We start from the raw sequence: 13,548 nt of genomic DNA on the forward strand, positions 1-13,548 counted from the left end.
ACCGCGTGGCCTCGGTCACGCGAATCCTGCCCGGCCGGCGCGATCTGCTCGCGCCGGCCGCGTCGTATCCGCAGCGCTATCCCGCGCTGCTGGCCAGCGCGGTCACCGGTACGCCGCAATCGCGCTTCGATATCCTCTTTACTGCCGGTAGTGCATCGCTGGCGCTGGGTGCCGACGGCACCGTGCGCGACGGGCAGGGCATCGTCGTCCCCGGCAGTTTTCTCGATGCGCTGGATGCTGTCTGGTCTGCGCATCGCCGCGAACGGATCGAGGATGGCGTGCCGTTCCACGGTGGCTGGTTTGTCTATCTCGGCTATGAACTGGTTGGCCAGATCGAGCCCAGCCTGCGCCTTCCCGTTTCGACGGGCGCCATGCCGGTCGCATTCGCGTTGCGCATCCCGGCTGCGGCCATCGTCGATCATGTCGGTGATCGAACGGTGCTGGTCGCGGAAGAGGGGAGTGAACACTGGCTCGACACCCTGGCAGCCGATCTGGACACGCCGATGCCCGAGCTGCCGCTGGCCGCGCCATTGGGGATCGACGAGGACGATCCGCAGCACTTTCTGGCAGGCGTTCGGCGCATCCACGAGCATCTGTGCGACGGCGACGTGTTCCAGGTCAATCTTTCGCGTCGCTGGACCGCGCATTACGCCGAGCCACCTTCGCCGGCGAGCTTGATGCGATCGTTGCGCGCCGCCAATCCCGCGCCCTTCGCGGGCTTGCTGCAACAGCCGGGATGGGCGGTGGTCAGTTCATCGCCCGAGCGCCTGGTGGAGTCGCGCGACGGCCTGCTGCAGACGCGCCCGATTGCCGGCACCCGGCCCCGCGTGGCGGGCGACGACGACGTCGAGCGCATCCGCGAACTCACCACGCATCCGAAGGAGCGTGCCGAGCACGTCATGCTGATCGACCTGGAGCGCAATGACCTGGGGCGCGTGTGCGTGCCGGGCAGCGTGCAGGTTGACGAGCTGATGGTGGTGGAAAGCTACGCGCACGTGCACCACATCGTTTCCAATGTGCGCGGCCGCGCGCGTGCGGGCATTACGCCAGGGCAGGTGATCGCCGCGACGTTCCCTGGTGGCACCATCACCGGTTGCCCCAAGGTGCGTTGCATGGACATCATCGGCGCGCTCGAACAGGAGCCGCGCGGCGCCTACACCGGTGCGCTGGGCTATCTGGACGATAATGGCGACATGGACCTCAATATCCTGATTCGCACGCTTGCCGTCGAGGGCGCACAGGTTTCGCTGCGCGCCGGTGCTGGCATCGTCACCGACTCGGTACCGGAGAAGGAGCTGGACGAGACGCGGGCCAAGGCGCGTGGCCTGTTGCGCGCCTTGGGCATGGCGGGCGCATGAGGCTGGTCGACGGCGAGCCGGCCGACACGATCTCCGCGGACGACCGCGGGCTGGGTTATGGCGATGGCCTGTTCGAGACCATCCGCTTCGTCGCCGGTGGCGCCCCGCTGTGGCCACGCCACATGCAGCGGTTGGCCCATGGCTGCGAACGCCTGCGCCTGCCGTTACCCGATCCCGAATCGCTGGAGCGCGAGGCACGCCGGGTATGCGAAGGCATGGCTGGTGCGGTGGTGCGCATCACGCTGACCCGGGGTGTCGGCGAACGCGGTTACGCGATGCCGGCAAGTCCGCGTTGCACGCGTATCGTGGCGTCGTTCCCGATGCCGTCGATGGCATCGGCCCATGTCGATGGCATTCGCCTGCACTTGTGCAAGACGCACCTGGCGGAACAGCCGACGCTGGCCGGCCTCAAGCACCTCAATCGACTGGAGCAGGTGCTGGCGCGGGCCGAATGGAACGATCCGGCGATTGCCGAGGGGCTGCTGTGCGACGTGCATGGCCGCGTGATCTCGGCCGTGTCGGCCAACCTGTTCGCGGTGATCGATGGCGTGGCGATGACACCGTCGCTGGAACGTTGCGGCGTGGCCGGCGTGGCGCGTGCCGAGGTGCTGGCTGCCCTGCCGCAGGCGCAGGTGCGTGATTTGCCGCTGGACGAATGCCTGCGTGCGTCTGAACTGTTCCTCACTTCCAGCGTGCGCGGCATCCTGCCGGTTCAGGCCGTGGGCGATAACGTGTATGGTCCCGGCCCAGTCACGCGCGCGATGCAGGCGCACTGGGCGGACCTTGGCTTTCCGATGGAGCAGGCATGAGTCGACGCAAGACAACACGGGGGGGCGCACTGGCGCGCGTGCTGGCACTGGTAGTCGTGCTGGCACTGGTCGCCGCATTGGCCTGGGGCTGGCGCGACTTCACGCGCTTCACCGCCGCGCCCATGCAGGTGACAGCGGCCGGGCAGAGCATCGATATCGGGCGCGGCACCAGCTTCAAGGAAATCGTGCGCGAACTTCGCCGGCGCGGTTTCACCCATGCCGCACCCTTCGCCTGGCGCCTGCTGGCCGAACGCATGCACGTGACCGGTCGCCTGCATGCCGGCGAGTACGCGCTGCCGGTCGGCATCACGCCGACCCGGTTGCTGGACAACATGGCCAAGGGCAAGGTGTTGCAGCGCGACTTCACCATCGTCGATGGCTGGACTTTCCACGAGATGCTGCAGGCCTTGCAGCAGGCGCCGAAACTGAAGCACGACAGCGTGGGGCTGGACGACGCGACGATCATGCAGCGCATCGGTGCGGCAGGCGAAGCACCCGAAGGACGCTTCCTGCCCGAGACCTACGCCTACGTGAAGGGCGACACCGACCTTGATGTACTCAAGCGCTCGCACGAGGCGATGGTCAAGATGCTGGCCCGGCTGTGGCCGCAGCGTGCGGAGAATTTGCCGCTGGCCACGCCCTACGACGCGCTGATCCTTGCTTCCATCGTGGAGAAGGAAACCGGGCGTGCCGACGAACGCGAGAAGATCGCCGGCGTGTTCGTGCGGCGCTTGCAGAAGCACATGCTGCTGCAGACCGACCCCAGCGTGATCTATGGCATGGGCGCGAATTACCACGGCAACATCCGCAAGGTCGATCTCACCACCGACACGCCATACAACACGTACACGCGCCCGGGCCTGCCGCCCACGCCGATCGCGTTGCCGGGCAAACCGGCGATCGAGGCGGCGTTGCATCCGGCGGACGGTACCGCGTTGTATTTCGTCGCTCGCGGCGACGGTACCCACGTGTTCGCCGACACCTTGCAGGAGCAAAATCACAATGTGGCCTGCTATCAACTGAAGCGTTGCCCATGACTGCGTCGTCGATGACTGCTCCACGCGGCAAATTCATCAGCCTGGAAGGCGGCGAGGGCGCCGGCAAGAGCACCTTGCTGGCGGGTTTGCGTGAACGCTTCGCGGCACGCGGCATCGACCTGTTGCTGACCCGTGAGCCCGGTGGCACCGATCTGGGCGAGGCGGTGCGCAGCATCCTGCTCGATCCGGCGCGGCGCGGCATGAGTGCGGAAAGCGAGTTGTTGCTGATGTTCGCCTCCCGCGCGCAACTGGTACGCGAAGTGATCGAGCCGGCGTTGGCGGCGGGACGCTGGGTGTTGTGCGATCGCTACGTGGATGCCAGCTACGCCTATCAGGGCGGTGGTCGCGGGCAACCGCGCGAACGCATCGCTGCGTTGGAAGCGTGGGCGTGTGCCGGCCTGAAACCCGACCTGACCCTGTTGCTGGATCTGCCGGTGTCGACGGGTCGTGCGCGCGCCGCCGGTCGCGGCGAGGCCGATCGCATCGAGGTCGAGGCCGACGCCTTTTTCGAACGCGTGCGCGCGACGTACCGCGAGCTTGCCGTCGCCGAGCCGGAGCGGTTCCGCGTGATCGACGCCAGCCTGGCCCCCGCAGAAGTCCTGCAGGCTGCGCTGGACGCGTCCGCCCACGTTTTCGGAGCCACGCCATGAATACGCCTCCCTGGCATGCCGAGCCGTGGACGCGCTTGCAAGCGCGGCGCCAACGCGATGCCTTGCCGCACGCGCCGCTGCTGGCCGGGCCGGCCGGGCTGGGCAAGCGCGACTTCCTGCAGCGCTTCGTGCGCGGCCTGTTGTGCCAGCAGCCGGTGGATGGCGATGCGTGTGGTCGCTGCCGCAGCTGCCTGTTGCTCGATGCCGGTACGCATCCGGATCGGGTCACGTTGAGTTACGGCCTGCGCAAGGATGGCGTGCAACGCAGCGAGATCGTGGTCGACCAGATTCGCGAATTGTCCGCGCGCCTGGCCACCTCCAGCCAGTTCGGCGGCTGGCAGGTGACCAGCATCGATCCGGCCGACGCCATGAATGCGGCTGCCGCCAACGCCTTGCTGAAAACGCTGGAGGAGCCGACACGGGAGACCATGCTGGTGCTGGTGGCCGACGCGCCCTGGCGCTTGCCGCAGACCATCCGCAGCCGCTGCCAGCGCATCGATTTCGCCTTGCCTCCGCGCGAGCAGGCCCTGGCGTGGCTGCAGGCCGAAGGCGTGGCCGATGCGGTGGCCGCGCTCGACGCGGCCGGTGGCAATCCGGGATTGGCGCGCGACTGGGCACGCGAAGGCGCACTCGATCGCCGCAAGGAGGTGCGCAAGGACCTGGCTGCGCTTGCGGCGGGTCGCGGCGAAGCCATGGAGGTGGTGCGGCGCTGGCTGGACAACGAGCCGGCACAGCGACTGTGGTTTGCCGCCCAGGCCGTGGCCGACGAGGTAAAGGCTCGTTCCGGCGGGCAGGACGGCCCACTATCCAGTGCACTGGATATCGAATCGCTGGGGCACTGGTACGACCGCGTCAACCGCACCCGCGATGCCTTGCGCGGTCCGTTGCGTGGCGATCTGCTGCTGCTCGAGCTGTTTGGCGACTGGCGCTGAGGCCCGGGACCGGACGGTGTCGACCGTAACCGTGCCCGAGCTGTCCGCGCAGACCCGCCTGCTGGTGGTGGCGCCACATCCCGATGACGAAACATTGGCCACGGGAGTGCTGATCCAGCAGGTGATGGCGGCCGGTGGCCAGGTGCGGATCGTGCTGCTTACCGACGGCGACGCGAACCCCTGGCCGCAGCGCTGGCTGGAGCGGCGCTGGCGGATCGGTGCCGTTGACCGGCAGCGCTGGGGGCGTCGTCGACGTATCGAGGTTCATCGTGCGCTGGATCGCCTGGGCGTGCCGTCGACCAGACTGTTGCCGCTGGGCTGGCCCGACATGGGTCTGCTGGCGCGACTGCGGGACGACACGATCATCACATTGGATGCCCTGACCGCCGCCATCGACGCTTTTGCCCCCACCCTGGTGGCGCTGCCGGCATTGGGTGACCGCCATCCGGACCACGGCGCGGCGCACGTGATGTGCCGATTGGCGTTGGCCCGTCGCGTGGATTCCGTCGCGTGGCTGGCCTATCCGGTCCATGGCAGCCATGAGGACGGGCTGGCCATGGCCGTGGAAGAGGGCTCGCCGGCACAGCGGCAGCGCAAGCTTTCCGCTTTGACCGAGCATGCGACCCAGATGGCGTTGAGCGGCAGGCGCATGCGCGGCCTTGCCGCCCGTCCGGAGCGTTATGTTCCAGCGGAAGGGCCGGAGGTTTCGGGCACGGGTCGGCTGCCGTGGCAGCCGCCGACGGTGCTGCATCCTTTCCTGCGCCTGCTGGTGGCGGGGCCGGCTGGCGTCTCGGATCGGCCGTGGCGGCAATGGCCGATGACACGCGGGGCGGACGGCAGCTATCGGCTCGACATGAGTGCTGTTGCATCGAGTGGTCCGTGCTTCGCCAGGCTTCACCTGGACTGGCCTTCGCCGTGGATCTTCGACCATTGGGGCTGGTGCCGGCTGTGAGCGGCAGTTCGCACTGCGGTGAATGCGGCTTTGCGCGGCATGCCGGTGCTCGCTAGGATGCTGACACGCCATCCGGCGCAAGCACGACAGGAACAGGCATGAATCCGGCCGCGGCCCGCCAGGGCATCATCTCGCTGAAGTTCAAGGATACCGCCGCGCTGTACGGCTCCTACATGTCGTTCCTGAAACAGGGCGGTCTGTTCGCGCCCACCGCGCAGTCGTACACGCTGGGTGACGAAGTCGTGCTGCTGGTCAACCTGATCGACGCCGGTGAACGTTTGTCGGTGGCCGGCAAGGTGGTGTGGATCACCCCATTGGGTGCGCAGGGCAATCGCACTGCAGGCATCGGCATCCAGTTCAACGAATCGCCCGATGGCGAGGCGGCGCGCAGCCGCATCGAGGCACTGCTGGCTGGCATTCTTGGCGCCGAACGCCCCACGCTCACCATGTAATTCGCGACACCCGGCATGATTCGTGCGTGATTGTCGCGTCTTGGTGGCAGTCAAGGCTTGTCGTGTTACCTATTTGCACTGGTACAATGGCGAGATTCCCGAGCTTGTATCGTGGAAATTCGGATGTCCACGCCACGTCATGTGGATGATTCTGGCCGCAAGGCCTGTCCCGAGGTTCCAGACCGTTTCCCCCGACGGTCACTGATGCGCCATGCGGCGCGGAGGTAAGTTTCATCGTGCTTGCCGAATATTGGCCTGTCCTGCTGTTCATCCTTGTCGCCATCGGCCTTGGTATCGCGCTGCTGGTGATCGGCATGCTTGCCGGTCCGCGTCGTCCCGAATCGGAAAAACTTGCGCCTTATGAATGCGGTTTCGAAGCATTCGAAGATGCGCGCATGCGTTTCGATGTGCGCTATTACCTGCTGGCGATCCTCTTCATTATCTTCGACCTGGAAATTGCATTCCTGTTTCCGTGGGCGGTGGTATTCAAGCAGATCGGCCTTGTCGCCCTGATCGAGATGGCATTGTTCCTGCTGCTGCTGGTGATCGGCTTCGCTTACGTGTGGAAGAAGGGAGCGCTCGAATGGGAGTGATGTCCTCCATCGACCGGGTGATGCACAACCCGCAGCCGTTGAACCTGGTGGACGACATCCTGCGTCCAGCCGGCGACAACCCCGTCGTCCAGCGCGGCTTCGTCACCACCAGCGTCGATGCGCTGATGAACTGGGCGCGTACCGGCTCGATGTGGCCGATGACGTTCGGTCTGGCCTGCTGCGCGGTGGAAATGATGCATGCCGGCGCCGCACGACTGGATCTGGATCGCTACGGCGTGATCTTCCGCCCCAGCCCGCGCCAGTCCGACGTGATGATCGTGGCCGGCACCCTGGTAAACAAGATGGCCCCGGCATTGCGCAAGGTCTATGACCAGATGCCCGAGCCGAAGTGGGTGATCTCGATGGGCAGCTGCGCCAATGGTGGCGGTTATTACCATTATTCCTATTCGGTGGTGCGTGGTTGCGATCGCATCGTGCCGGTGGACATCTACGTGCCGGGCTGCCCGCCTACGGCCGAAGCATTGATCCACGGCATTCTGCAATTGCAGAAGAAGATTCGTCGCACCAGCACCATCGCCCGCTCCTGAAGGCGCCGTCATGACCGACCTGCAATCGTCCTCGCTGGCCGAGCGCCTTGCCGCGCGATTCGGCGATACGCTGAAAATCAGCACCGCCCGCAATGAAACCACCGCCGAACTGGCTGCCGCCGACCTGCTTGCGGTGGCCTCCGCGCTGCATGACGAACCCGGCTTCAGCTTCGGCGAGCTGGTGGATCTGTGCGGCGTCGACTACCTCGGCTACGGCCAGACCGAATGGGATACCCAGACCGTTACCGGTACGGGTTTCTCGCGCGGCGTGGAAGGCGAGGCCATGGGGCGCTTCCAGTGGAGCGATCGCCCGCGCAATGTCGACCAGCCGCGCCGTTTCGCCTCGGTGATCCACCTGCTTTCCGTCGAGCACAACCAGCGCCTGCGCCTGCGTGTGTTTTGCGAAGACGATTCGCTGCCGATGCTGCCGTCGGTGAGCGGCATCTGGCCGGGCGTCAACTGGTTCGAGCGCGAGGCGTTCGACCTGTACGGCATCATTTACGACGGTCATCCGGACTTGCGCCGCATCCTTACCGATTACGGTTTCGTCGGGCATCCGTTCCGCAAGGACTTCCCGTTGATCGGCAATGTCGAAGTGCGCTACGACCCCGATCAGAAGCGCGTGATCTACGAACCGGTGACCTCGGTGGAACCGCGCGTGCTGGTGCCGCGCACGATCCGCGATGACGCTGACCTTTTGCAGGCCAAGGCCGAAGCCGCCGACCACTGGCGGGAGAATTGAGATGGCCCAGGAAATTCGCAATTACACGATGAACTTCGGTCCGCAGCATCCTGCTGCGCACGGCGTGCTACGCCTGATCATGGAGATGGACGGCGAAACCATCGTCCGCGCCGATCCGCACGTGGGCCTGCTCCATCGCGGTACGGAAAAGCTGGCCGAGTCCAAGCCGTTCAACCAGTCGATCGGCTACATGGATCGCCTCGACTACGTGTCGATGATGTGCAACGAACACGCCTACGTGAAGGCGATCGAGAACCTGCTGGGGATCGAGGCGCCGGAACGCGCGCAGTACATCCGCACCATGTTCGACGAAATCACCCGCATCCTGAATCATCTGATGTGGTTGGGCTCGAACGCGCTCGACCTGGGCGCGATGGCGGTGTTCCTGTACGCCTTCCGCGAGCGCGAAGAGCTGATGGACTGCTACGAAGCGGTCTCCGGCGCGCGCATGCACGCCACTTACTATCGCCCCGGCGGCGTGTACCGCGACCTGCCGGCGCAGATGCCGCAGTATCGCGAGTCGCCCTGGCACAAGGGCAAGGATCTCAAGCGGCTGAACCAGTGGCGCGAAGGTTCCATGCTCGACTTCCTCGACGCCTTCACCGCGGATTTCCCGACCAAGGTGGACGAGTACGAAGAACTGCTCACCACCAATCGCATCTGGAAACAGCGCACCGTGGGCATCGGCGTGGTCTCGCCCGAGCATGCCCAGGCATGGGGCATGACCGGCGCCATGTTACGTGGCTCCGGCGTCGCCTGGGATCTGCGCAAGAAGCAGCCGTACGCGAAGTACGCCGAGATGGATTTCGACATCCCGGTCGGCGTCAACGGCGATTGCTATGACCGCTACCTGGTGCGCGTCGAAGAAATGCGCCAGTCCAACCGCATCATCAAGCAGTGCGTGCAATGGCTGCGTGCCAACCCCGGCCCGGTGATGGTGGAGAACTACAAGGTTGCGCCGCCCAAGCGCGAAGAGATGAAGGAGAGCATGGAAGCGCTCATCCATCATTTCAAACTGTTCACCGAAGGCTACGGCGTGCCCGCGGGCGAGACCTATGCCGCGGTCGAGGCGCCGAAGGGCGAGTTCGGCTGCTACCTCGTTTCGGACGGCGCCAACAAGCCATTCCGCGTGCATTTGCGCGCACCGGGCTTTGCCCATCTGTCGTCGATCGACACCATCGTGCGTGGCCACCTGCTGGCCGACGTGGTGGCCATGATCGGCACCTATGACCTCGTGTTCGGCGAAGTCGATCGCTGAGCCGGCACGACGGAGATATCCCATGAAAGCCACCGGGCATTACGACCAGGTCAAGAACGTCGATCCGCTCGTCGTCCTGACCGACCACACGCGGCAGCACATCGATCACTGGCTGGGCAAGTTCCCGCCGGATCGCAAGCGTTCGGCCTTGATCCAGGCATTGTTTGCCGCGCAGGAACAGAACGGCGGTTTCCTCACCGACGAACTGATCACCGCCGTGGCGAAGTACCTCGACCTGCCTTCGGTGTGGGCCTATGAGGTCGCCAGCTTCTACTCGATGCTGGAGACCAAGCCGGTCGGTCGCAACAACGTGGCGATCTGCACCAACATCTCGTGCTGGCTCAATGGCGCCGAGGACCTGGTGAAGCATTGCGAGAAGAAGCTGGGCATCAAGCTCGGCGAAAGCACCCCGGACGGCCGCATCTACCTCAAGCGGGAAGAAGAGTGCATCGCTGCGTGCGTGTACGCGCCGGCGATGACGGTCAACGGTCATTACCACGAGCGGCTCACCACCGAGAAGCTCGATGCGATCCTGGACGGGCTGGAGTAAGAACGATGGCGAGCACCACCGGTCCGGTCGGACCCGCACCCCAGGACCATCAGGTCGTCTACACCACGCTGCATTTCGACAAGCCGTGGGCGATGGACAGCTATGTCCAGATGGACGGCTACAAGGCGTGGAAGAAGATTCTCGCCGAGAAGCCCGATCCGGCGGGTCTGGTCGAGGAAATCAAGAAGTCCAGTCTGCGCGGCCGCGGCGGCGCAGGCTTTCCCACCGGTCTGAAGTGGTCGTTCATGCCCAAGGGCGACATGCAGAAGTACATCCTCTGCAACTCGGACGAATCGGAACCCGGCACCGCGAAAGATCGCGACATCCTGCGCTACAACCCGCATGCAGTGATCGAAGGCCTTGCCATCGCCTGCTATTGCACCGGCTCCACCGTGGCCTACAACTACTTGCGCGGCGAGTTCCACCACGAGCCGTTCGAGCATTTCGAGGAAGCGCTGGCCGAGGCTTATGCCGCCGGCCTGCTGGGCAAGAACGTGCAGGGCAGCGGCATCGATGTGGACATCTACGGCGCACTGGGCGCCGGTGCCTACATCTGCGGTGAGGAAACCGCGCTGATGGAGTCGCTGGAAGGCAAGAAGGGTCAGCCGCGCTTCAAGCCGCCGTTCCCGGCCAACTTCGGCCTGTACGGCAAGCCGACCACGATCAACAACACCGAGACCTATGCCTCGGTACCCGCGATCCTGCGCCATGGCGCCGACTGGTTCCTGAATCTCGGCAAGCCCAACAACGGTGGCCCGAAGATCTTCTCGGTCTCCGGCCACGTGGCCAAGCCGGGCAACTTCGAGATCCGTCTCGGCACGCCGTTCTCCGAGCTGCTGGAAATGGCCGGTGGCGTGCGCAACGGACACAAGCTGAAGGCGGTGATCCCGGGCGGTTCCTCGATGAAGGTGCTCAACGCCGAGGAAATGATGGCGGCCACCATGGATTACGACTGCCTGCAGAAGGCCGGTTCGGGCCTGGGTTCGGGGGCCGTGATCGTGATGGACGAAACCACCTGCATGGTGCGCGCCTGTCATCGCATCGCGCGCTTCTACAAGGCCGAGTCTTGCGGTCAGTGCACGCCGTGCCGCGAAGGCACCGGCTGGATGTACCGGGTGCTCACGCGCATCGTCGAGGGCAAGGGCACCGAGGACGACCTGCATCGCCTGAAGGCCATCGCCGGCCAGATCGAAGGCCACACCATCTGCGCCTTCGGCGAAGCTGCGGCGTGGCCAGTACAGGGTTTCCTGGCCAAGTTCTGGAACGAATTCGAATACTACGTGCGCAACGGTCGCTCGATGACCGACGACAAGTTTGCCACCGCCACCAGTGGAGTCGCTGCATGAGTGCGCAGCCCACCAGCAACGCCGCGCCCGACCTCGTCAACATCGAGATCGACGGCAAGCCCACGCAGATCCGCAAGGGCGCGATGATCATCGAGGCGGCCGACGCCGTCGGCATCGCCATCCCGCGTTTCTGCTACCACCGCAAGTTGCCGATCGCCGCCAACTGCCGCATGTGCCTGGTCGACGTGGAGATGGGTGGTCGTCCCATGCCCAAGCCGCAGCCGGCCTGCGCCACGCCGGTGGGCGAGGGCATGAAGGTCACCACGCGTTCGGACAAGGCGCTGAAGTTCCAGAAGGACGTGATGGAATTCCTTCTGATCAACCACCCGCTGGATTGCCCGATCTGCGATCAGGGCGGCGAGTGCGAGCTGCAGGACGTGGCACTGGGCTATGGCCGCAGCGTGTCGCGCTACACCGAGCGCAAGCGCACCATCGCCGATGAAAACATCGGGCCGCTGGTTGCCACCGAAATGACCCGTTGTATCCAGTGCACGCGCTGCATCCGCTTCACCAGCGAGATCGCCGGCACCTACGAACTGGGTGGCATGAATCGCGGCGAGAACCTGCAGATCGGCACCTACATCGGCAAGACGGTGGAGACCGAGCTGTCCGGCAACATCATCGATGTGTGCCCGGTCGGCGCGCTGACCAACAAGCCGTTCCAGTTCAAGGCCCGTGCATGGGAACTGATCGCCAAGCCGTCGGTCGCCTATCACGACGCATTGGGTTCCAACCTGTGGCTGCACGTGCGTCGCGGCGAAGTGCTGCGCACCGTGCCGCGCGACAACGAGCCGGTCAACGAATGCTGGCTGTCCGATCGTGACCGTTACAGCCACCAGGGCATGTACGCCGCCGATCGCCTGCATGCACCGGAAGTGAAGCGCAACGGCCAGTGGCAGGCCACGACGTGGGACGACGCTCTCGCGGTCGCCGCCGAAACATTGAAGAAGGCCCCTGGCAGCGATCTGGGCGTGCTGGTGCATCCGGCCACGACCAACGAGGAAGCGGACCTGCTGATGCGCCTGGCGCGCGGCCTGGGCAGTGCCCATGTCGACCACCGCCTGCGCCAGCTCGACTTCGCCGACAACGCCGTGGCCACGCGCTTCGAGCTGCCGGTTGCCGAGGTGAGCCAGGTGAAGGCCGCGTTGCTGGTCGGCTCCGACCTGCGCCACGAGATGCCGCTGCTCAACCACCGCCTGCATCAGGCCACCAAGGTTGGCGCGAAGGTGTTTGCGGTCAATCCGGCCGATTTCGAATTCAACTACAAGCTCGCCGCGACTTCGATCGTGCCGCCGCAGGGCATGGCCGACGCGCTGCTGGCGCTGGCCAAGGCCGCCGTGGCGGCTGGCGCGAGTGCGCCTGCCGCACTGGCCACGGCCATCGGGGCCGCACAGAGTGATCAGGGCGACAGTGATGCAATCGCTGCGCTGAAGGCTGGCAAGGCGGTGGTGATCCTCGGCGAAGCCGCGGTCACGCATCCGCAGGCCTCCTGGCTGCGCGCCATCGCGCGTTTCATCGCCAGTGCCACCGGCGCCGGTTACAACGAGCTGCCGGTCGGTGCCAATGCACTGGGCCTGTCCCGGCTTGGCGTGGTGCCGGGCGCCGGTGGCCTCGATGCGCAGTCGATGCTGGCGCAGCCGCGCAAGGCTTACGTGTTGTACGGGGCGGAGCCGCCGCATGATTTCGCCGATGGCGCGTTGGCGCTCAAGGCATTGGGCGCGGCGCAAGTCGTGGCCTTCAGTGCTTTTGCCAGCCCGGCGTTGCGCGAAGTGGCGGACGTGATCCTGCCGATCGCGTTGTTGCCGGAAATGGACGGCACGCTGGTGAACGTGGATGGCCTGGAGCAGGGCGTGCAAGCTGGTGCGAAAGCGCCGGGCGAGGCGCGCCCGGGCTGGAAGGTGCTGCGTGCGCTGGGCGGTTCGATGCAACTGGCCGGTTTCGAGTTCGATGACCTCGCGGGCCTGCGTGATGGCATCACCGCTCGTGCCGTGGCTGCGGTCGACGGTCTGGCCGAGCGCAAGCCGGCTGCCGGGCTGACACGCTTGGCCACTTGGCCGATCTACCGCAGCGACGCCGTGCTGCGTCGGGCCACGGCGCTCAATGCGCATCCGCTGAATCGCGCGCCCGCCGTGCGCCTCAACGCGGATGAAGCACAGCGGCAGGGGCTCGCCGAGGGCGTGCAGGTGCGCATTGCCGATTCGACGCTGCCGGTGGTCGTCGACCGCACGGTGCCTGATGGCGCCGTCTGGATCGAGGCCGCGCAGGACATCACCGCCACGCTGCCGCCTTACGGCGCAGCCATTACCTTGAGCAAGGTGTAA

14 protein-coding genes are annotated in these 13,548 nt (G+C 65.6%); all 14 read left to right on the forward strand.

Annotated features, from left to right (window positions below; genetic code table 11):
• Positions 1-5: 5 nt before the first annotated feature.
• On the forward strand, positions 6-1,358 hold the full coding sequence (locus BMY90_RS01350) for an aminodeoxychorismate synthase component I (protein ID WP_425438637.1): 1,353 nt from the start codon (positions 6-8) through the stop codon (positions 1,356-1,358).
• The gene (gene pabC, locus BMY90_RS01355) at positions 1,355-2,167 is read left to right on the forward strand and encodes an aminodeoxychorismate lyase (protein ID WP_008217076.1); all 813 of its coding nucleotides are present in this window, start codon (positions 1,355-1,357) and stop codon (positions 2,165-2,167) included. The genes BMY90_RS01350 and pabC overlap by 4 nt, the downstream gene beginning before the upstream one ends.
• Positions 2,164-3,204, forward strand: coding sequence for an endolytic transglycosylase MltG (mltG, locus tag BMY90_RS01360; protein WP_008217074.1), 1,041 nt, complete (start codon positions 2,164-2,166; stop codon positions 3,202-3,204). Before pabC ends, mltG begins: the two co-directional genes overlap by 4 nt.
• An 11-nt stretch (positions 3,205-3,215) precedes the next feature.
• Positions 3,216-3,854 carry a dTMP kinase gene (tmk, locus tag BMY90_RS01365; protein WP_092701066.1) on the forward strand — a complete coding sequence of 213 codons (639 nt, stop codon included), beginning with the start codon at positions 3,216-3,218 and terminating at the stop codon, positions 3,852-3,854.
• Positions 3,851-4,786 (forward strand): DNA polymerase III subunit delta', encoded by a 936-nt coding sequence (holB, locus tag BMY90_RS01370; protein WP_092700663.1) that lies wholly within the window; start codon positions 3,851-3,853, stop codon positions 4,784-4,786. The genes tmk and holB overlap by 4 nt, the downstream gene beginning before the upstream one ends.
• 16 nt (positions 4,787-4,802) lie before the next feature.
• A complete protein-coding gene (locus tag BMY90_RS01375) occupies positions 4,803-5,738 on the forward strand; it encodes a PIG-L deacetylase family protein (protein ID WP_092700666.1) in 936 nt (311 codons plus the stop codon).
• 98 nt (positions 5,739-5,836) lie between these two features.
• Positions 5,837-6,190, forward strand: coding sequence for a PilZ domain-containing protein (locus tag BMY90_RS01380; RefSeq protein WP_008217065.1), 354 nt, complete (start codon positions 5,837-5,839; stop codon positions 6,188-6,190).
• Between the two features lie 236 nt (positions 6,191-6,426).
• On the forward strand, positions 6,427-6,783 hold the full coding sequence (locus BMY90_RS01385) for an NADH-quinone oxidoreductase subunit A (RefSeq protein ID WP_008217064.1): 357 nt from the start codon (positions 6,427-6,429) through the stop codon (positions 6,781-6,783).
• Positions 6,774-7,331, forward strand: a complete 558-nt coding sequence (locus BMY90_RS01390; RefSeq protein WP_008217063.1) for a NuoB/complex I 20 kDa subunit family protein — start codon at positions 6,774-6,776, stop codon at positions 7,329-7,331. The genes BMY90_RS01385 and BMY90_RS01390 overlap by 10 nt, the downstream gene beginning before the upstream one ends.
• 10 nt (positions 7,332-7,341) lie before the next feature.
• Positions 7,342-8,073 (forward strand): NADH-quinone oxidoreductase subunit C, encoded by a 732-nt coding sequence (locus tag BMY90_RS01395; RefSeq protein ID WP_008217061.1) that lies wholly within the window; start codon positions 7,342-7,344, stop codon positions 8,071-8,073.
• 1 nt (position 8,074) lies between these two features.
• Positions 8,075-9,331, forward strand: coding sequence for an NADH-quinone oxidoreductase subunit D (locus tag BMY90_RS01400; RefSeq protein WP_008217060.1), 1,257 nt, complete (start codon positions 8,075-8,077; stop codon positions 9,329-9,331).
• Between the two features lie 22 nt (positions 9,332-9,353).
• Positions 9,354-9,881, forward strand: coding sequence for an NADH-quinone oxidoreductase subunit NuoE (nuoE, locus tag BMY90_RS01405; protein WP_092700668.1), 528 nt, complete (start codon positions 9,354-9,356; stop codon positions 9,879-9,881).
• A gap of 5 nt (positions 9,882-9,886) precedes the next feature.
• A complete protein-coding gene (gene nuoF / locus BMY90_RS01410; protein ID WP_008217055.1) occupies positions 9,887-11,227 on the forward strand; it encodes an NADH-quinone oxidoreductase subunit NuoF in 1,341 nt (446 codons plus the stop codon).
• Positions 11,224-13,548: an NADH-quinone oxidoreductase subunit NuoG gene (gene nuoG / locus BMY90_RS01415; RefSeq protein ID WP_092700670.1), complete on the forward strand. Its 2,325-nt coding sequence runs from the start codon at positions 11,224-11,226 to the stop codon at positions 13,546-13,548. The genes nuoF and nuoG overlap by 4 nt, the downstream gene beginning before the upstream one ends.

Origin of the sequence: Rhodanobacter glycinis, from assembly GCF_900114325.1 — a bacterium.
Taxonomy (GTDB): domain Bacteria; phylum Pseudomonadota; class Gammaproteobacteria; order Xanthomonadales; family Rhodanobacteraceae; genus Rhodanobacter_A; species Rhodanobacter_A glycinis.